Raw genomic sequence first — 17,982 nt, forward strand, 5'->3', positions numbered from 1 at the left:
CACGCGGTAGTCGGGCAAGGCCGCCTAGCGTCGGCGTGGCCGTGGGCGCGTGCCATGCGCTTGCGGCGGCATTCCCCACCTGGAGGTCACCCTCATGCGCAAGACCATGCTTTCCGCCCTCATCATCGGTGCCAGCGTATTCACTGCTTCCGCCTTCGCCCAGGCCAGCCTCGGCGGTGCCGCCCACATCGGTGCCGGCGCCCACGTCGGCGCAGCCGCACCAGGCGCCATGCACGCCATTGGCCAGACCACCGCGCAGACGGAGCAGACCCTGCATCGCACCGGCTCCCACGCGAAACACCGGACCCACAAGGCCGCCGACCGGACCCGCTCGACCGTCAATGACCACGCCAATGCCAACGCCAACGCGAATGCCAATGGCACGATCGGCGCGGGCGCCGGCGACTCGCATGCAGGTGCCAACGCCAACGTCGATACCGGTGCCGGCCTCGATACGGCCGCCACCGCAGGCAGGGCTGGTGAGATGGGCCAAGGCGTGGGCGGCGACGTGCGCGATACCGCGCATTCGGCGATCCAGTCCACCGACCGCGCGGCCGGCTCGGTCGGCGACGCGGTGCAGGGCGTCAACGCCAGCGGCAACGCCGCCGCCAGCGGCAGTGTCCACGCCCACGGGCACTGAGTTCACTGCCACCAACCCGGCAGATATCACCGGGATTCCGGCGCCACAAAAAGGAAAACCCCGCCGAGGCGGGGTTTTCCTTTGTCGTGCCTTGAGCGGGGAACTCAGAAGTCCATGCCGCCCATGCCACCCATGCCGCCGCCCATGCCACCGCCGTGGCTGTGGCCTTCGTCCTTCTTCGGCAGCTCGGCAACGATCGCCTCGGTGGTGATCGCCAGGCCGGCCACCGACGCGGCGTGCTGCAGGGCCGAACGGGTGACCTTGGTCGGGTCCAGGATGCCCATGGCAACCATGTCGCCGTACTCGCCGCTGGCGGCGTTGTAGCCGAAGTTGCCGGTGCCTTCCTTGACCTTGTTCAACACCACCGACGGCTCTTCGCCGGCGTTGGCGACGATCGCGCGCAGCGGCGCTTCCAGCGCGCGGCGGGTGATCGCAATGCCCAGGTCCTGGTCGGTGTTGTCGCCCTTCAGGCCTTCGACGGCCTTCAGCGCGCGGATCAGCGCCACGCCACCACCGGGGACCACGCCTTCCTCGACCGCTGCACGGGTGGCGTGCAGGGCGTCTTCGACGCGTGCCTTCTTTTCCTTCATCTCGACTTCGGTAGCCGCACCGACCTTGATCACGGCCACGCCGCCGGCCAGCTTGGCCACGCGTTCCTGCAGCTTCTCGCGGTCGTAGTCGGAGGAGGTCTCCTCGATCTGCGCCTTGATCTGGCCGATGCGCGACTGGATCTTCTCGGCCTCGCCCGCGCCGTCGATGATCGTGGTGTTTTCCTTGGTGATGACGATGCGCTTGGCGCGACCCAGATCGTTGATCGTGGTCTTCTCCAGCGACAGGCCCACTTCCTCGGACACCACCTGGCCGTTGGTCAGCACCGCGATGTCTTCCAGGATCGCCTTGCGACGGTCACCGAAGCCCGGCGCCTTGACGGCGGCGACCTTGACGATGCCGCGGATGGTGTTGACCACCAGGGTGGCCAGCGCCTCGCCCTCGACTTCCTCGGCCACGATCAGCAGCGGCTTGCCGGCCTTGGCGACGGCTTCCAGCACGGGCAGCAGCTCGCGCACGTTGGACACCTTCTTGTCGTGGATCAGGATGAACGGGTCATCCATTTCGACCTGCTGGCTCTGCTGGTTGTTGATGAAGTACGGCGACAGGTAGCCGCGGTCGAACTGCATGCCCTCGACCACGTCGAGTTCATTGTCCAGGCCCGAGCCTTCCTCGACCGTGATCACGCCTTCCTTGCCGACCTTCTTCATCGCGGTGGCGATGATGTCGCCGATGTTGGTGTCGGAGTTGGCGGAGATCGTGCCGACCTGGGCGATTTCCTTGTCATTCGCGGTCGGGTTGGAGAGCTTCTTCAGCTCGCCCACGGCGGCCACGACGGCCTTGTCGATGCCGCGCTTCAGGTCCATCGGGTTGATGCCCGCGGCGACGGCCTTGAGGCCTTCCTGGATGAACGCCTGCGCCAGCACGGTGGCGGTGGTGGTGCCGTCACCGGCGACGTCGGAGGTCTTGGAAGCGGCTTCCTTGACGATCTGCGCGCCCAGGTTCTCGTACTTGTCGGCCAGCTCGATCTCCTTGGCGACGGACACGCCGTCCTTGGTGATCGTGGGGGCGCCGAAGCTCTTCTCGAGCACGACGTTGCGGCCCTTCGGGCCCAGGGTGACCTTGACGGCATTGGCGAGCGTGTTCACGCCCTTGAGGATGCGCGAGCGGGCGTCTTCGCCGAAACGGACTTCTTTAGCGGCCATAAAATTTTTCCTTGAAAAATTTTGAATAAGTAATGGGAAACGTCACGAAAGAGCTGCAAGAAGGAGCCAAGGGCGACCGGGAGCGCGGCTTTCGCGCTACACCACCAGGCTCCAGCTCAATCAGCCCTCGATCACCGCCACGATGTCGTCTTCCTTCAGGAACACGAGCTCTTCGCCGTCGATCTTGATTTCCTGGCCGGCGTACTTGCCGAACAGCACCACGTCGCCAGCCTTCAGCGACATCGGACGGACCTTGCCGTCGGCCATGATCAGGCCGGTACCGGCGGCGACGACCTTGCCGCGGGTCGGCTTTTCGGTGGCGCTGTCGGGGATCACGATGCCGCCGGCGGAGACGCGCTCTTCTTCGAGACGCTTGACGATGACGCGGTCATGCAGGGGACGCAGTGTGCTCATGGAGGACTCCAGCTGGTTCAAACAGTTGATGGACAAGGTCTTGCAGAGCCCGGACGGCAGCTCTGTTAGCACTCGATGGTAATGAGTGCCAATTCTACGCAGATAGCATCCCGCAGCAAGAGTGTTCGTACGCGGGGGTGGACAGCACATTGGGCGAACCCGGCAGCGTTTCAAGGGCGCGGCGGTGAATCACCTCGCGCAAGCTCGGCTACGCTGCCGGCATGACCACGACCGATCCCACCACCGTTTTGCTCTGCCACTGCAGCTGCCCCGACCAGGCCTGCGCCCGCCAACTCGCCGAAACGCTGGTGGGCGAACGGCTGGCCGCCTGCGTCAACCAGCTGCCAGGCGTGCCATCGACCTATCGCTGGCAGGGTGCCGTCACCACCGACAGCGAGGTGTTGCTGCTGATCAAGACCACCGCCGGTCGTTTCGAGGCGCTGAAGGCACGACTGCTGCAGCTGCACCCATACGAACTGCCGGAACTGGTCGCGGTGCCCGTGACGCACGGCCACGACGCCTATCTGGACTGGGTGCGTGCCAACGTCGCAGGGTGATTCGCGGCGACTGGGCCATAATGGTCGTCCACCCGCGCGGCGCGCGGGCCGCACTGTTCCCGGAGTCGTGATGCGATCAATGCCTGCCGGCCGGATGGCCGTTCGCCTGCTGATCGGGCTGAGTCTGCTGTTTGCCATGTTGCCCGCGTTCGCCCAGGACACGGCCGAACTGCTGCCGGTGACCGAGGCCTACAAGCTCAGCGCCGATGCCGGCACGCCCGGCGTGCTGAAGCTGCACTGGACGATCGCGCCGGACTATTACCTTTACCGCGGCCGCATGAAGTTCAAGGGTGGCGATGGCGTCAGCCTGGGCGCAGCGCAATTGCCCGACGGCGAGAAACACCACGACGAATACCTCGGCGACGTGGAGACCTATCACCACGGTGTCGACGCCAGCATTCCGTACACCATAGCCGCCGGCACCGATCGCCTGCGGATCAGCGTGCAATACCAGGGCTGCCACGAAGTCGATCCGAAGATCTGCTACCCGCCGCATACCGAGAAGCTCGACTTGCCGCTGCCCGCCGATGGCGCCGCCGCGGCGGCCCCCGTCGCCGGCTCGCTGGGCGCCGCGCTCGGCCAGCTCGGCAGCAACAGGATCGAGGCCGTGGCGGGCACGGTCGGCGCGCCGCTGCCTGCCGAACAGGCCTTCCGTTTCGAGGCGCTGGCGCAGAACCCGCACCAGCTGCTGCTGCGCTGGACGATGCCCAGGGGTTACTACCTGTATCGCGACCAGACCACGCTGAAACTCGAAAACGCCGGCGACCTTGCCCTGAAACCCGCGTGGCCGGCCGGTACCGCGCACCACGACGAGCACCACGGCGACGTCACCGTGTATTTCGACCAGGTCGAGCTGCCGGTGGCGGTCGAGGGCGACCTCGGCGACGCCAGAGCGCTGACCCTGCTGGCCAGTTTCCAGGGTTGCCAGGACGGCGGCCTGTGCTATCCGCTGATGACCCGCCGCGTGAACCTCGATCTCGGCAGTGGCGCCACCGTCACCGGCCAGACCACCGAAACCGCGCCGGAACTGCCACCGGGCAATGCCGACTCGGTTCCGGCTGACTCGGTTCCGGCTGACTCGGTTCCGGCCGGCCCGGCGCCGCTGCAAGTGAGCCTGATCGCCGCCCTGTTGCTGGCGCTGGGCGGCGGCCTGGTGCTGAACCTGATGCCCTGCGTGCTGCCGGTGTTGTCGATCAAGGCCGTCAGCGTGCTGGAAAGCGCGGAAAGCCACGCCGCGGCGCGCCGTCACGCACTGTTCTATACCGCTGGCGTGCTGTGCAGTTTCGCGGCACTCGGCCTGGGCATCCTGGCCCTGCGCGCGGCGGGGCATGCGCTGGGCTGGGGCTCGCAACTGCAACAACCCCTGGTGGTCGGCGTACTCGCCTGCCTGATGCTGGCGGTCGGCTTGTCGATGTCCGGCGTGGTGCAGTTCGGCGCCTCGCTGGGCAATACCGGCGCCAGCCTTGCCGCGCGCTCCGGTCCGGCCGGCGACTTTTTCACCGGCGTGCTGGCCGTGGTGGTGGCCAGCCCGTGCACCGCGCCGTTCATGGGCAGCGCGCTGGCCTATGCCTTCGCCGCACCGATGGTCCCGGCCCTGCTGGTGTTCCTGATGCTGGGCGTCGGCCTGGCACTGCCGTTCCTGGCGGTGGGCTTCGTCCCGGCGCTGGGCCGTCTGCTGCCACGGCCGGGACGCTGGATGGAAACGCTGAAGCAGGTGCTGGCCTTCCCGATGTACCTCACCGCCGCGTGGCTGGTCTGGGTGCTGGCCAACCAGCGCGGCGCCGACGCGGTCGGCCTGGTGCTGGTGGCGATGGTGCTGCTGGCGATGACCCTGTGGTGGTTCGAGCGCAGCCGCTCGCGCGGCGCGATCAGCAAGCTCGCGGTGGTGGTGCTGGCCATCGCCACCGTGGTGCCGATGGCCCTGCTCGCCCACGTGCCGCCGCCGTCGGCCAGCGCGGCGACCGAGGAAGGCGTGGTCGCCTACAGTCCGGAAAAACTGGCCAGCCTGCGCACCGCTGGCACGCCGGTGTTCGTCGACATGACCGCCGACTGGTGCGTCACCTGCAAGGCGAACGAGCACACCGTGCTGGACACCGACGCCTTCCGCGCCCTGCTCAGGCGCACCGGCGCGGTCTACATGAAAGGTGACTGGACCGACGTCAACCCGACCATCAGCGCCTTCCTGCAGCAATACAACTCGCCCGGCGTGCCGTTGTACGTGGTCTTCCCGAAAAATGGCGGCCCCGGCAAACAGCTGTCCACCGTGCTGACCCGCTCGATGGTCGAGCAGGCGCTGACGGAAGCGGCGCGCTGATGCTCAGCCGCGGCAACTGGACCATCCTCGGCCTGGCCGTGCTGGCCGCCGCAGTGGGCGGCTACGCGCAGCACCACCTGCAGACGGCCCCGGCCGCACCGGTGACCACCGCGGCTTCGACCATCATCGGCCAGCCGTTGCCGACGCTGAGCCTGCCCGACCTGGATGGCAGGCTGCATGATCTGGGCGAGTATCGCGGACGCCGCGTACTGATCAATCTGTGGGCCAGCTGGTGCCTGCCCTGCCTGCAGGAAATGCCCGCGCTGGTCAAAGCCCAGCAGAAGTTCGGCGATCATGGGGCGATCGTGATCGGAATTGCGGTGGACGAGCCAGCTCACGTTCGGGCCTTTTTGGCCGCACATCCGGTGAATTACCCGATCTTGATCGGCCGACCGGAATCGCCGGGCACGTCGCTGACACTGGGAAATGCCCTGCGGAACCTCCCTTACAGCGTGCTTGTCGCCGACGATGGGCGCATTTTGGCCACACATGCGGGAGCCATGACCGCCGATCAGATGGAGCAGTGGCTGGCTCCCTGATCCACGCGTCATCCGAAGGCGGCCCACATACGGTTACGCACGGGAACCCGGCACTTCTCCGTCAAACATCGCCGATCTGCGGCGAACTGGACAAGACTGCTGGCGGCGCGCACACTGCGCCCGTTCCGGGGCGTCCGGACGCGGCCTTGGACAATGACGTTGGCGAAAATCCTGGTCCTGCATGGACCCAACCTCAATTTGCTGGGCGCCCGCGAACCGGAGATCTACGGTTACGAGACGTTGACCGACATCAACCAGCAACTGGCCGAGCGCGCGCAAGCCGCGGGGCACGAACTGGTCTGGTTCCAGTCCAACGCCGAGCATGAACTGATCGGGCGGGTGCACCAGGCCCGCGACGATGGCACGGCGATGATCCTGTGCAATGCCGGTGCGTTCACGCACACCAGCATCGCGCTGCGCGATGCGTTCGCCGCCACGGCCATTCCGTTCATCGAGGTACACCTGTCCAACGTCTTTGCCCGCGAGCCGTTCCGCCACCACTCCCATCTTTCCGACATCGCGGTCGGCGTGATCTGCGGCTTCGGCGGCAACAGCTACCGGCTGGCGCTCGACGCGACGCTGCAACGGCTGCAAACCGCCGCCACGGCCTGAGCGCCGGCGACCCACCCACTCATCTTCCAGCCACCCGCGCGTGGCATGACTGACCAAAGGCTGATCCGATGGATTTGCGCAAAATCAAGAAACTGATCGACTTGCTCGAGGAATCCAACCTCGCCGAACTGGAGATCAAGGAGGGCGAGGAAGTCGTCCGCCTGTCGCGCGTGCCGAAGAACGCCGCGCCGGTCGCGGCCGCCCCGGCGGTTGCCGTCGCTCCGGTCGCCGTCGCCGCTCCCGCCCCGGTGGCGGCCGCCGCGGCAGAGCCGGCACCGTCCTCTGCACTGCCCGCCGGCACCGTGATCAAGGCGCCGATGGTCGGCACCTTCTACGCCTCGGCTACCCCGGGCACGCCCGCCTTCGTCAAGGTCGGCCAGCAGGTCAAGGCCGGCGAGACGCTGGGTATCATCGAGGCGATGAAGATGTTCAACCAGATCGAAGCCGAAGTCGCGGGCACCGTCCAGGCGATCCTGGTCGAGAACGGCCAGCCGGTGGAATTCGACGAACCGATGTTCGTGATTGCCTGATGATCGAGCGGGAACGGGGAACGGGGAACGGGGAACGGAAAGATCAATGGCGCGCACTCGCAGCTGCTGACTTTTCGGTTCCCCGTTCCCCGTTCCCGGTTCCCCGCTCTTTGGAGCTCCCATGCTAGAAAAAGTCGTCATCGCCAATCGTGGCGAAATCGCGTTGCGCGTGTTGCGCGCCTGCCACAGTCTGGGCATCAAGACCGTGGCGGTGCATTCCACGGTGGATCGCAACCTCAAGCACGTCGGCCTGGCCGACGAGTCGATCTGCATCGGCCCGGGGCCGTCGGTGGACAGCTACCTCAACATCCCGCGGATCATCGCGGCGGCGGAGATCACCGACGCCCAGGCGATCCACCCGGGTTACGGCTTCCTGTCCGAGCGCGCGGATTTCGCCGAGCAGGTCGAGCAGTCCGGTTTCATCTTCATCGGTCCCACCGCCGACGTGATCCGCCTGATGGGCGACAAGGTCGAGGCGATCAAGGCGATGAAGGCGGCCGGCGTACCCTGCGTGCCCGGCTCCGGCGGCCCGCTGGGCGAGGATGTCGACACCAACATCAAGATCGCCCGCGAGATCGGCTACCCGGTGATCATCAAGGCTGCCGGTGGCGGCGGTGGCCGCGGCATGCGCGTGGTGCGCACCGAGGCGCACCTGGGCAACTCCATCGTGATGACCAAGCAGGAGGCCAAGGCGGCTTTCGGCAACGACGTGGTCTACATGGAGAAATTCCTGGAGAACCCGCGCCACGTGGAAATCCAGGTGCTGGCCGACGGCCAGGGCAACGCGATCCACCTGGGCGAGCGCGACTGCTCGATGCAGCGCCGCCACCAGAAGGTGGTCGAGGAAGCTCCCGCTCCCGGCATCACGCCCGAGCTGCGCGCCGAGATCGGCAAGGTCTGCGTGGATGCCTGCATCCGCATCGGCTACCGCGGCGCCGGCACGTTCGAATTCCTGTTCGAGAACGGCCGCTTCTACTTCATCGAGATGAACACCCGCATCCAGGTCGAGCACCCGGTGACCGAGTGGATCACCGGCGTCGACCTGGTCCGCGAGCAGTTGCTGATCGCCGGCGGCGAGAAGCTGTCGATCAGGCAGGAAGACATCGTGATCCGCGGCCATTCGATCGAGTGCCGCATCAACGCCGAAGACCCGGACACCTTCATGCCGAGCCCGGGCACGGTGAAGCGCTTCGAGGCGCCGGGCGGCCCGGGCGTGCGCGTCGACACGCACCTGTACGACGGCTACCGCATTCCGCCGAACTACGATTCGATGATCGGCAAGCTGATCGTGCACGGCCCCGACCGCGCCACCGCGATCGCCCGGATGCAGCTGGCGTTGGCGGAAACCGTGATCGAAGGGGTGAAGTGCAACATCCCGCTGCAGCAGAAGATCATGGCCGACGTCGGCTTCCAGCATGGCGGGCAGAACATCCATTACCTCGAAAAGCGCATGGCCGAGCAGAAAGAGAAGGCCGGCCCGTCTCAATAAAGCAACGCGCTTCCTGCGTTTGCCTCCTCTCCCCTTGGGGAGAGGATTGTGACCGGAGGAAATCCCCTTGCGGGAAGGTGAGGGGTCGGACTTGCAGCATGCCCGATCACAACTCGCTCATACACACTTCACCGCAAGCCCGCCCTCACCCCAGCCCTCTTCCCCAAGGGAAGAGGGGGACATCACTCCATGCCTTTTCTCGAACTCTCCCTGGTCGTCCGTCTCGAACAGCAACCCGGCGCGGAAGAAGCGCTGGAGGATCTCGGCGCGCTGTCGATCACCTTGCGCGACGCCGATGCCGAAACGCCGGACGAACAGGCGATCTTCGAACCCGGCGTAGGCGAGTTGCCGCTGTGGTCGACGATCACGCTGAATGCGCTGTTCGATGAAGACGCCGACCGCCGCGGCCTGGCCGCGGCGCTGGGCGAACTGTTGCCATGGCTGGAGCCGGACCAGCTGAGTTTCAGCGAGGTCGCCGACCAGAACTGGGAACGCGTCTGGATGGACCAGTTCAAGCCGATGCCGTTCGGCCGGCGCCTGTGGATCTATCCGTGGAACATCGAACCGCCGGCGGACGACGACCTCGTCGTCGTCCGGCTCGATCCCGGTCTCGCCTTCGGCAGCGGCACCCATCCCACCACGGCCCTGTGCCTGGAATGGCTGGACGGCCTCGATCTCGTCGGCAAGACGATCACCGACTACGGCTGCGGCTCGGGCATCCTGGCCATCGCCGCGCTGAAGCTCGGCGCGAGCAGTGCGGTCGGCGTCGACAACGATCCGCAGGCGCTGGTCGCCTCGGCCGACAACGCCGGGCGCAATGGCGTGGACAACCAGCTCGCGCTGTTCCTGCCGCAGGACGTGGACGCCCCGCCAGCGGACGTGTTCATCGCCAACATCCTGGCCGGCCCGCTGGGCGAGCTCGCGCCCACCTTCGCCGCCGCCGCCAAACCCGGCGCGCCGTTCGCGATCTCCGGCATCCTCGCCGGCCAGCAGGAAGAACTGCTGCAGCGCTACGCCGAATGGTTCGAGGACCTGCGCGTGGACACACGCGAGGACTGGGTGCGCATCAGCGGGCATCGCCGCGGCTGAACCGCCGATGCAGGCTTGACGGCGCGATCAGCCTGCTAAGCTTGGTCGATACCGATTCAAAACGGCCTGCATGTATACCCAATGCCCCGAATGCCTGTCCGTGTTCTCGCTGGATGCGCCGACACTCGCCAAGGCGCACGGCCACGTCGTGTGCGGTCATTGCCATGCCGGTTTCGACAGCCTGGCCACGCTCGCCGAACAGCTGCCGCCTGAACCCTTCGTCGAGTTGCCGCTCAACGAACCCGCGTTCGAACCACCGCTGCTCGACCTGGTGGTCTATCGCCCGCGCCCCGAGCCGACGCCCGTCGTCGTGCTCGGCGAAACGCCAGTCACGGTCGCCTCGCAGGCACCAGTGGAAGACTTCTCGCAGCTGGTGTTTGCGCCGCGCTTTGCACGCGAGTCGAAGGCCCAGGCGCCGAAGCGAACGGAACGAAGGGAGCGGCGGCACCTGTCGTCATCGGACGAACGACGCTGGCCATGGGTACTGGCCTGCAGCCTGCTGACGCTGGCGCTCGGCGTTCAGCTGGCCTGGGCCAAGCGCAACGACCTGATCCGCGATCCGCTTACCGGCGGCTGGCTGCGCAGCGCCTGCGCGACGCTGGGCTGCGAGCTGCCGCTGGTCGCCGCACCGGGACGGCTGCGGCTGCTGGCCAGCAACGTGCAGGCGCACCCGAGTGTCGCCCACGCGCTGATGATCAGCGCCAGCGTGCGCAACGATGCCGCCTTCGCCCAGCCGTACCCGGTGCTGACGGTCACCCTGTCGAACGCGCAGGGCCAGCGCATCGCGATGCGCCGGCTGCAGCCGGAGGAGTACCTGGACGACACCTCGATCCTGCGCAGCGGGCTGTCACCCGGGGGCACGGCGGTGCTGCTGCTGGAGGTGGAGGACCCGGGCGACAACGCGGTGGCGTTCGAGCTCGGTTTCGAATGAAGGCATCCGTGGTACTTAAAATTATCCGCCCGCGCGGGTAGACTCGGTTCTTCGCGTCTGCATGCCTCGACCGCATGCAACAGGCGCCACGAAGCACCAGCATCATCCATAACCATTCGCGACGGCCCATGCAGTCGTCGTTTCGTACGTGAGGGAAAATGTCCGTGAATGCCGTAAGACTGCCTGCTGCCGAGCCCGCCAGAGCGGCCTCGTCGCAGAACGCAGGTTCGCCTGGCGCCAGCCACCATGGCCAGAGTGCCCTGAGCGAATGTGTCACCCGCACGGTGCGCCGCTATCTCGCCGATATCGGTGACACCGAGTGTGCCGAAGGCCTCCACGCGCTGGTCCTGCGCGAGGTGGAGGTGCCGCTGTTGCGCGAGGTGCTGGCCTTCCACGACGGCAACCAGAGCCGCGCCGCCAGCGCGCTCGGCATCAACCGCGCCACCCTGCGCAAGAAGCTTGCGGCGCACGGCCTGCTGTAATTCCCACCCGCAAAAGCCGGCCTGCGTTTGGCCGGCTATAATGACCGGCTTTCCCCCTACGGAAACCCGCTCATGCCCGCTCCCCAGCTCGTCCCGGTTCGTCGCGCCCTGCTCAGCGTCTCCGACAAGACCGGCCTGATCGACCTGGGTCGACGCCTCGCCGCGAAAGGCATCGAACTGCTCTCCACCGGCGGCAGCGCGAAGGCGCTGCGCGATGCGGGCATCGCGGTCACCGACGTCAGCGACGTCACCGGCTTCCCCGAAATCATGGACGGCCGGGTCAAGACCCTGCATCCGAACGTGCATGGCGGCCTGCTCGGTCGCCGCGGCACCGACGACGCGGTGATGGCCGAACTCGGCATCGCGCCGATCGATCTGCTGGTGCTGAACCTCTACCCGTTCGAGGCGACGGTGGCCAGGCCGGACTGCACCCTGGAGCAGGCGATCGAGAACATCGACATCGGCGGCCCGGCGATGCTGCGTTCGGCGGCGAAGAACTGGAACGACGTGGGCGTGCTGACCTCGCCCGGGCAGTACGACGCGGCGCTGGCCGAGATCGAACAGCATGGCGGCCTGACCCGCGCCACCCGCTTCAGTCTGGCGGTAACGGCATTCAACAACGTGTCGAACTATGACGGCGCGATCAGCGATTACCTGTCGGGCCTGCAACTGGACGAGACCCAGCAGACGATCGCCGGCCACGCCACGTTCCCCGCGCAGATCAACGGCCGCTTCACCAAGCTGATGGACCTGCGCTACGGCGAAAACCCGCACCAGCAGGCAGCGTTCTACAGCGACCTGTATCCCGCCGCCGGCACGCTGGCCACCTTCCGGCAGCTGCAGGGCAAGGAGCTTTCGTTCAACAACATCGCCGATGCCGATGCCGCGTGGGAATGCGTGCGCAGCTTCGTCAAGCCGGCCTGCGTGATCGTCAAGCACGCCAACCCCTGCGGCGTGGCGGTGAGCCTGGACGGCATCGGCAAGGCGTACGACCTGGCCTTCCAGACCGATCCCACGTCCGCCTTCGGCGGCATCATCGCGTTCAACCGCGAAGTGGATGGCGCCACCGCGAAGGCGATCGTCGAGCGCCAGTTCGTCGAGGTGGTGCTGGCGCCGGCGTATGCGGACGAAGCGCTCAAGGCGTTCCACAAGAAAGGCAACGTGCGCGTGCTGGTCATTCCGATTCCGGAGGACGGCGACCTGCTCGGCGCGCATCCGGGCGGCCATTCCAAGCGCGTGGGTTCGGGCCTGCTGGTCCAGAGCGCCGACACCGGCATGATCACCGCCGCCGACCTCAAGGTGGTGACCCGCAAGGCGCCCACCGAAGCGCAGATCCACGACCTGATCTTCGCCTGGAAGGTGGCCAAGTTCGTCAAGTCCAACGCCATCGTCTACGCCCGCGACCGCCAGACCATCGGCATCGGCGCCGGCCAGATGAGCCGCGTCTACAGCGCGAAGATCGCCGGCATCAAGGCGGCGGACGAGAAGCTCGAAGTGCGTGGTTCGGTGATGGCATCGGATGCGTTCTTCCCGTTCCGCGACGGCATCGACGCGGCGGCCGCGGCGGGCATCAGCGCGGTGATCCAGCCGGGCGGCTCGATGCGCGACGCCGAGGTGATCGCCGCCGCCGACGAGCACGACATGGCGATGGTGTTCACCGGGATGCGCCACTTCCGCCACTGAACGTGACGGAGGCAGGTCGGCATTGAGTCCGGGCGCGGACAGGCGCACGCTCGGCATCCACCCTCAGGCGGGAGGCTGCCATGCATTACCAGCTGTTCTACTGGAGCGGCATCCAGGGTCGCGGCGAATTCGTGCGGCTGGCGCTGGAGGATGCCGGCGCCGCTTATGACGACATCGCCCGCGAGCAGGGCGACGACGTCATGGTGCAGTACCTCGACGGTGTCCACGAGGGTCCGCTGCCGTTTGCGCCGCCCTTCCTCAAGGCCGGCCGGCTGCTGATCGCGCAGACGGCGAACATCCTGCACTACCTCGGGCCGCCGCTCGACCTGGTGCCGGACAGCGAGAGCCGCCGGCTGCTTGCGCAGCAGTTGCAGCTGACCATCGCCGACCTGGTCGCCGAAGTGCACGACTCGCATCACCCGGTCGCCGTCGGCCTGTACTACGAAGAGCAGCGCAGCGAAGCCGCCCGCCGCGCGGCGGACCTGCGCGAGACGCGGCTGCCGAAGTATCTCGACTACTTCGAGCAGGTGCTGGAGCGCAGCGGCGGGCATCACGCCCTGCACGCGCACTCGTACGTCGACCTGTCGCTGTTCCAGCTGATGAGCGGGCTGGAGTATGCGTTTCCGCGGGCGATGCAGCGCATCGGCCGGCAACTGCCGCTGTTGCGGGCACTGAAGGAGCGGGTGGCGCAACGACCACGCATCGCCGCCTATCTCGCCTCGCCACGACGCCTGCCGTTCAACGAGAGCGGCATCTTCCGCCACTATCCGGAACTGGACGATCCGGGCTAGGCGACCCAGGCGAACAGCGCCGAGCCCCGCGCGGACGGCTACCAGCTTTCACCCAGTTGCCCAGGGCATCCCCACTGCCGGCGTGGCCGGATGCCGGTGGAGCGCGCTCGTCAGTGACCGTTGTCGCTCGGCGTGGTGTCGCCCGACTCTGCCGGCGGCCGCGCCTTGCCCCACTCCAGCACCTTGTACATGACCGGGCCCACCGGCTTCTGGCCATGCTCGTCGACCAGCCGACCCTGCGGGTCGACCATGTAGGTCTGGGCGATGCCGCTTTTCGGCGTGATCACGACCATGTAGACACGGCCGTTGCGGCTGTATTCCTGGATGCTGTTGTCGCCCTCCTGGCGCACCCGCACTTCCGGCGTCACTTCGTCGCGCGGATGCCGCGCGCCATCGTCGTGCATCGCCGGCAGGGTCTGCGGCTTCAGGTTCAGGGACTTCGCGGGCGCGCTGGTGGCATGCCCGGTCTTCGTCGCGGCCTTCTTCGCCGCCGGCGGACTCACGGCCTTCACTCCCGGGTCGTTGAGGCCCGGCGGGGGTGGCACGCTCGTCGATGGAGCGGATTGCGCCAGTGCACTCGAGCCCGGCAGGCTCGCTGCGAACAGGAAGCTGGCGGCAACCAGCAAGGCAACGGTCTTCATGGCGGCAACCTCGTTCGGGGAGGGCAGCATAACAGCGCGGCACGCCCGCTTTCGTGAAGCGCGGCGTTTCGTCCTGCATGCGAGAATGACCGACACTCTTCCCCGGACCCGCCGGCCTGCAACATCCGGCGCGACGGCTCCGCCCAGGTCATCATTGCCATGTCCAAGCTCATCCTCATCGACGGCTCTTCCTATCTGTACCGCGCCTTTCATGCGCTGCCGCCGCTGACCAATGCGCATGGCGAGCCCACCGGCGCACTGTTCGGCGTGGTCAACATGCTGCGTGCCACGCTGAAGGCGAAACCGGAGTACCTGGCCTTCGTCAGCGACGCGCCCGGACCGACCTTCCGCGACGCGCTGTACGACCAGTACAAGGCGAATCGTCCGCCGATGCCGGACGACCTGCGCGCCCAGGTCGAGCCGATGCTGGCGATCGTCGGCGCGCTGGGCTTTCCGATCCTGCGCGTGGGCGGGGTCGAGGCCGACGACGTGATCGGCACGCTGGCGATGCAGGCGCACGAACTGGGCATCGAGGTGGAAGTGTCCACCGGCGACAAGGACATGGCCCAGCTGGTCGGTCCCCACGTCACCCTGGTCAACACCATGAGCAACACGGTGATGGACAGCAACGGCGTGATGGAGAAATTCGGCGTGCGGCCGGATCAGATCATCGACTTCCTCGCGCTCACCGGCGACGCCATCGACAATGTCCCGGGCGTGCCCAAGTGCGGCCCCAAGACCGCCGCGAAATGGCTGGCCGAATACGATTCGCTGGACGGCGTGATCGCCAACGCGGACAAGATCGGCGGCAAGATCGGCGAGAGCCTGCGCGAGGCGCTGCCGCGGCTGCCGCTGTCGCGCCAGCTGGTCACCATCAAGACCGACGTGCCGCTGGAATTCGGTCCTGCCGAACTGGCCCAGCGCGATGCCGACGTGGCGCAGCTGCGCGAGCTGTACACGCGCTACGAGTTCAAGGCCGCGCTGAAGGAGCTGGATGGCCAGGAGCCGGGCATCGGGGATCGCGCAGGGGGAGTTCCTGACGGTCGTCGGGCATCGGGCATCCATGCCGCGCCCGGCATCGGGCAAGCCACGGCTGCCAGCAGCCCTGCCGCGCCTGATGCCGCGTTGTCCGCGCCGGGTGACTACGAACTGGTCACCACCCGGCCGCAGTTCGACGCCTGGCTGGAAAGACTCCGCGGCGCCGAACTGATCGCCTTCGACACTGAGACCACCAGCATCGACGCGATGCGCGCGGACATCGTCGGCATCAGCCTGGCGGTGGAGCCGGGCAAGGCCTGCTACATCCCGCTGGGCCATGACTATCCCGGCGCACCGAAGCAGCTCGATCGCGAAGAGGTGCTGGCCGCGCTGAAGCCGGTCTTCGAGGATCCGTCGCGGCCCAAGCTCGGCCAGCACGCGAAGTACGACATCAACATCCTGTCGCACTACGGCATCGCGGTGCAGGGGCTGGCGCACGACTCGATGCTCGAATCCTACGTGTGGAACGCCACCGCCACGCGCCACGACATGGACTCGCTGGCGAGGAAGTATCTGGGCTACGAGACGATCAAGTACGAGCAGGTCGCCGGCAAGGGCGCGAAGCAGATTTCGTTCTCCCAGGTGGACCTGGACACCGCCTGCCGCTATGCCGCCGAGGACGCCGACATCACCCTGCGCCTGCACCATGCGCTGTGGTCCAAGCTGGAGAGCGTGCCGTCCTTGCGCGACGTGTACCGGGACATCGAGATTCCGCTGGTGCCGGTGCTGGCCGAGATGGAACGCCGCGGCGTGCTGATCGACGGCGACGAACTGCGGCGGCAGAGCCAGCAGCTGGGCAAGCGCATGCTGGAACTGCAGCAGCAGTCGTACGCGCTGGCCGGTCGCGAGTTCAACCTGGATTCGCCCAAGCAGCTGCAGGCGGTGCTGTTCGACGAGCTCGGCCTCGAAGCGAAACTGAAGACGCCCACCGGCCAGCCTTCCACCAACGAAGAAGCGCTGGAGGCGATCGCCGAAGCCCATGAGCTGCCGCGGCTGATCCTCGACTATCGCGGCCTGGCCAAGCTGCGCAGCACGTACACCGACAAACTGTCAGGCATCGTCAACCCGCGCACCGGCCGCGTGCACACCAGCTACCACCAGGGTTCGGTGGCGACCGGGCGGATCTCTTCCTCCGACCCGAACCTGCAGAACATCCCGGTGCGCACCGAAGAGGGGCGGCGCATCCGCCAGGCCTTCATCGCGCCACCCGGCTGGAAGGTGATGGCGGCGGACTATTCGCAGATCGAGCTGCGCATCATGGCTCACCTGTCCGGCGACGAAGGCCTGCTGCGCGCATTCCATTCCGGCGGCGACGTGCATCGCGCCACCGCGGCCGAAGTGTTCGGCGTGGCGCCGGAGGAGATCACCACCAACCAGCGCCGCGCGGCCAAGGCGATCAACTTCGGCCTGATGTATGGCATGAGCGCGTTCGGCCTGGCCCGCCAGCTCGGCGTGGACCGCGGCGAGGCCGGCGACTACATGGGCCGCTATTTCTCGCGCTATCCCGGTGTACGCGCATTCATGGATGCCACCCGCGAACAGGCCCACCGCGACGGCTACGTGGAAACCATCTTCGGCCGCCGGCTCTATCTGGAGAACCTCAACGCACGCAACCAGGGCCTGCGCCAGGGAGCCGAGCGCGCCGCGGTGAACGCACCGATGCAGGGCAGCGCGGCCGACATCATCAAGCGCGCGATGATCGCGGTGGCCACGTGGCTGAAGGATCGCGACGACGCACACATGCTGATGCAGGTGCACGACGAACTGGTGTTCGAGGTGCGCAGCGAGGCGATCGAGGAAGTGCGGGCGGCCGTGGTCGAGCGGATGTCCGGCGCCGCGGCGCTGGCGGTGCCGCTGCTGGTCGACGTGGGCGTGGGCGCCAACTGGGACGAGGCGCACTGAGCGGCGTTCCCGTTAATTTTCCATGAGACTGAATCGCTCGTAAATTTCTCTGCAACCCTTGCAACTTTTTCGATCCACCCCACTCTAATCCCCCGGATGCACGCAACGGCATCCGCGGCGCGCTCACCTCCCTGAGCCGCCACAGGCACGAACCTCTCCCCTGGGTCTTCGTGTCTGCCCCGCCCCGGAGGCTCCCCCTAGCCTCCGGGGCTTTTTTTGCCCGCCGGCCTGCCGCCTCGCCTGTACGTTTCATGCACACCGGCGCACGGCATACTCCCGGGCACACTCACCAAGGGGAACACCATGCGCACAGGTCTGATCATCGTCGGCATCATCCTCATTGCCGCGGGTATCTGGGTGGTGGCCGGCCATGCCTTCTACCAGGACACCGACACCCTGGTGCAGATAGGTTCGGCCAAGCTCACCGCCACCCACGACAAGGGCGTGCCGCAATGGATCGGCATTGCCGGCATCGTGGTCGGCGCGTTGCTGGCGCTTGGCGGCTTCATGCAGAAGCGCTGACGGCGACCATGCGCCAGCCGAAAACCGCCGCCTTCGCGGCGGTTTTCCTTTGCG

General features: G+C 67.0%; 17 protein-coding genes. 14 read left to right on the top strand and 3 right to left on the bottom strand.

Features of this window, described 5'->3' with window-relative positions; genetic code table 11:
* Window positions 1-94 precede the first annotated feature (94 nt).
* A complete protein-coding gene (locus I6J77_RS16020) occupies window positions 95-640 on the top strand; it encodes a hypothetical protein (RefSeq protein ID WP_204109803.1) in 546 nt (181 codons plus the stop codon).
* A gap of 104 nt (window positions 641-744) precedes the next feature.
* Here I6J77_RS16020 and groL read toward each other — a convergent pair whose 3' ends face one another.
* Together groL and groES are read right to left on the bottom strand one after the other, a co-directional pair.
* Complete coding sequence (gene groL, locus I6J77_RS16025; RefSeq protein ID WP_056768241.1) at window positions 745-2,394, bottom strand: chaperonin GroEL; 1,650 nt, start codon at window positions 2,392-2,394, stop codon at window positions 745-747.
* 120 nt (window positions 2,395-2,514) lie between these two features.
* A complete protein-coding gene (gene groES, locus I6J77_RS16030) occupies window positions 2,515-2,808 on the bottom strand; it encodes a co-chaperone GroES (protein WP_007806603.1) in 294 nt (97 codons plus the stop codon).
* A gap of 221 nt (window positions 2,809-3,029) precedes the next feature.
* Here groES and cutA point away from each other — a divergent pair, with 221 nt between their 5' ends.
* The 11 genes from cutA to I6J77_RS16085 all read left to right on the top strand — a co-directional run bounded on the left by cutA (window position 3,030) and on the right by I6J77_RS16085 (window position 13,825).
* Window positions 3,030-3,365: a divalent-cation tolerance protein CutA gene (cutA, locus tag I6J77_RS16035; RefSeq protein ID WP_204109804.1), complete on the top strand. Its 336-nt coding sequence runs from the start codon at window positions 3,030-3,032 to the stop codon at window positions 3,363-3,365.
* Window positions 3,366-3,435: 70 nt separating this feature from the next.
* Window positions 3,436-5,679: a protein-disulfide reductase DsbD gene (locus tag I6J77_RS16040; protein WP_204109805.1), complete on the top strand. Its 2,244-nt coding sequence runs from the start codon at window positions 3,436-3,438 to the stop codon at window positions 5,677-5,679.
* Complete coding sequence (locus I6J77_RS16045) at window positions 5,679-6,218, top strand: TlpA disulfide reductase family protein (protein WP_204109806.1); 540 nt, start codon at window positions 5,679-5,681, stop codon at window positions 6,216-6,218. The genes I6J77_RS16040 and I6J77_RS16045 overlap by 1 nt, the downstream gene beginning before the upstream one ends.
* Window positions 6,219-6,377: 159 nt before the next feature.
* Entirely contained in the window at window positions 6,378-6,830 is a 453-nt protein-coding gene (gene aroQ / locus I6J77_RS16050; protein WP_204109807.1) for a type II 3-dehydroquinate dehydratase, read from the top strand.
* A gap of 68 nt (window positions 6,831-6,898) precedes the next feature.
* Window positions 6,899-7,360: an acetyl-CoA carboxylase biotin carboxyl carrier protein gene (gene accB / locus I6J77_RS16055; protein WP_056718023.1), complete on the top strand. Its 462-nt coding sequence runs from the start codon at window positions 6,899-6,901 to the stop codon at window positions 7,358-7,360.
* Between the two features lie 121 nt (window positions 7,361-7,481).
* Window positions 7,482-8,849 carry an acetyl-CoA carboxylase biotin carboxylase subunit gene (gene accC / locus I6J77_RS16060; protein ID WP_007806616.1) on the top strand — a complete coding sequence of 456 codons (1,368 nt, stop codon included), beginning with the start codon at window positions 7,482-7,484 and terminating at the stop codon, window positions 8,847-8,849.
* A 189-nt stretch (window positions 8,850-9,038) separates the two neighbouring features.
* Window positions 9,039-9,938, top strand: a complete 900-nt coding sequence (gene prmA, locus I6J77_RS16065) for a 50S ribosomal protein L11 methyltransferase (RefSeq protein WP_204109808.1) — start codon at window positions 9,039-9,041, stop codon at window positions 9,936-9,938.
* A 70-nt stretch (window positions 9,939-10,008) separates the two neighbouring features.
* Window positions 10,009-10,869 carry a zinc-ribbon and DUF3426 domain-containing protein gene (locus tag I6J77_RS16070; RefSeq protein ID WP_204109809.1) on the top strand — a complete coding sequence of 287 codons (861 nt, stop codon included), beginning with the start codon at window positions 10,009-10,011 and terminating at the stop codon, window positions 10,867-10,869.
* A gap of 158 nt (window positions 10,870-11,027) precedes the next feature.
* Window positions 11,028-11,351, top strand: coding sequence for a helix-turn-helix domain-containing protein (locus I6J77_RS16075; RefSeq protein ID WP_050981427.1), 324 nt, complete (start codon window positions 11,028-11,030; stop codon window positions 11,349-11,351).
* A 72-nt stretch (window positions 11,352-11,423) separates the two neighbouring features.
* Window positions 11,424-13,034 (top strand): bifunctional phosphoribosylaminoimidazolecarboxamide formyltransferase/IMP cyclohydrolase, encoded by a 1,611-nt coding sequence (gene purH, locus I6J77_RS16080; RefSeq protein ID WP_056768230.1) that lies wholly within the window; start codon window positions 11,424-11,426, stop codon window positions 13,032-13,034.
* 80 nt (window positions 13,035-13,114) lie between these two features.
* Window positions 13,115-13,825 (top strand): glutathione S-transferase, encoded by a 711-nt coding sequence (locus I6J77_RS16085; protein ID WP_204109810.1) that lies wholly within the window; start codon window positions 13,115-13,117, stop codon window positions 13,823-13,825.
* A 110-nt stretch (window positions 13,826-13,935) separates the two neighbouring features.
* Here the strand turns inward: I6J77_RS16085 and I6J77_RS16090 are convergent, their stop codons facing one another.
* The gene (locus I6J77_RS16090; protein WP_239309056.1) at window positions 13,936-14,466 is read right to left on the bottom strand and encodes a DUF2782 domain-containing protein; all 531 of its coding nucleotides are present in this window, start codon (window positions 14,464-14,466) and stop codon (window positions 13,936-13,938) included.
* 159 nt (window positions 14,467-14,625) lie between these two features.
* On the opposite strand from I6J77_RS16090, the gene polA reads away from it, so the two are divergent.
* Both polA and I6J77_RS16100 read left to right on the top strand, forming a co-directional pair.
* Entirely contained in the window at window positions 14,626-17,406 is a 2,781-nt protein-coding gene (gene polA, locus I6J77_RS16095; RefSeq protein WP_204109812.1) for a DNA polymerase I, read from the top strand.
* 303 nt (window positions 17,407-17,709) lie between these two features.
* Complete coding sequence (locus I6J77_RS16100) at window positions 17,710-17,928, top strand: hypothetical protein (protein WP_204109813.1); 219 nt, start codon at window positions 17,710-17,712, stop codon at window positions 17,926-17,928.
* Window positions 17,929-17,982: the final 54 nt, after the last annotated feature.

It is taken from the genome of Rhodanobacter sp. FDAARGOS 1247 (assembly GCF_016889805.1).
Lineage (GTDB): Bacteria > Pseudomonadota > Gammaproteobacteria > Xanthomonadales > Rhodanobacteraceae > Rhodanobacter.

What these genes read in the sequence shown, in the direction of transcription:
- I6J77_RS16020 (WP_204109803.1), top strand. Translation starts at nt 95, where the DNA reads ATGCGCAAGACCATGCTTTCCGCCCTCATCATCGGTGCCAGCGTATTC.
- groL (WP_056768241.1), bottom strand. Translation starts at nt 2,394, where the DNA reads ATGGCCGCTAAAGAAGTCCGTTTCGGCGAAGACGCCCGCTCGCGCATC.
- groES (WP_007806603.1), bottom strand. Translation starts at nt 2,808, where the DNA reads ATGAGCACACTGCGTCCCCTGCATGACCGCGTCATCGTCAAGCGTCTC.
- cutA (WP_204109804.1), top strand. Translation starts at nt 3,030, where the DNA reads ATGACCACGACCGATCCCACCACCGTTTTGCTCTGCCACTGCAGCTGC.
- I6J77_RS16040 (WP_204109805.1), top strand. Translation starts at nt 3,436, where the DNA reads ATGCGATCAATGCCTGCCGGCCGGATGGCCGTTCGCCTGCTGATCGGG.
- I6J77_RS16045 (WP_204109806.1), top strand. Translation starts at nt 5,679, where the DNA reads ATGCTCAGCCGCGGCAACTGGACCATCCTCGGCCTGGCCGTGCTGGCC.
- accB (WP_056718023.1), top strand. Translation starts at nt 6,899, where the DNA reads ATGGATTTGCGCAAAATCAAGAAACTGATCGACTTGCTCGAGGAATCC.
- accC (WP_007806616.1), top strand. Translation starts at nt 7,482, where the DNA reads ATGCTAGAAAAAGTCGTCATCGCCAATCGTGGCGAAATCGCGTTGCGC.
- prmA (WP_204109808.1), top strand. Translation starts at nt 9,039, where the DNA reads ATGCCTTTTCTCGAACTCTCCCTGGTCGTCCGTCTCGAACAGCAACCC.
- I6J77_RS16070 (WP_204109809.1), top strand. Translation starts at nt 10,009, where the DNA reads ATGTATACCCAATGCCCCGAATGCCTGTCCGTGTTCTCGCTGGATGCG.
- I6J77_RS16075 (WP_050981427.1), top strand. Translation starts at nt 11,028, where the DNA reads ATGTCCGTGAATGCCGTAAGACTGCCTGCTGCCGAGCCCGCCAGAGCG.
- purH (WP_056768230.1), top strand. Translation starts at nt 11,424, where the DNA reads ATGCCCGCTCCCCAGCTCGTCCCGGTTCGTCGCGCCCTGCTCAGCGTC.
- I6J77_RS16085 (WP_204109810.1), top strand. Translation starts at nt 13,115, where the DNA reads ATGCATTACCAGCTGTTCTACTGGAGCGGCATCCAGGGTCGCGGCGAA.
- I6J77_RS16090 (WP_239309056.1), bottom strand. Translation starts at nt 14,466, where the DNA reads ATGAAGACCGTTGCCTTGCTGGTTGCCGCCAGCTTCCTGTTCGCAGCG.
- polA (WP_204109812.1), top strand. Translation starts at nt 14,626, where the DNA reads ATGTCCAAGCTCATCCTCATCGACGGCTCTTCCTATCTGTACCGCGCC.
- I6J77_RS16100 (WP_204109813.1), top strand. Translation starts at nt 17,710, where the DNA reads ATGCGCACAGGTCTGATCATCGTCGGCATCATCCTCATTGCCGCGGGT.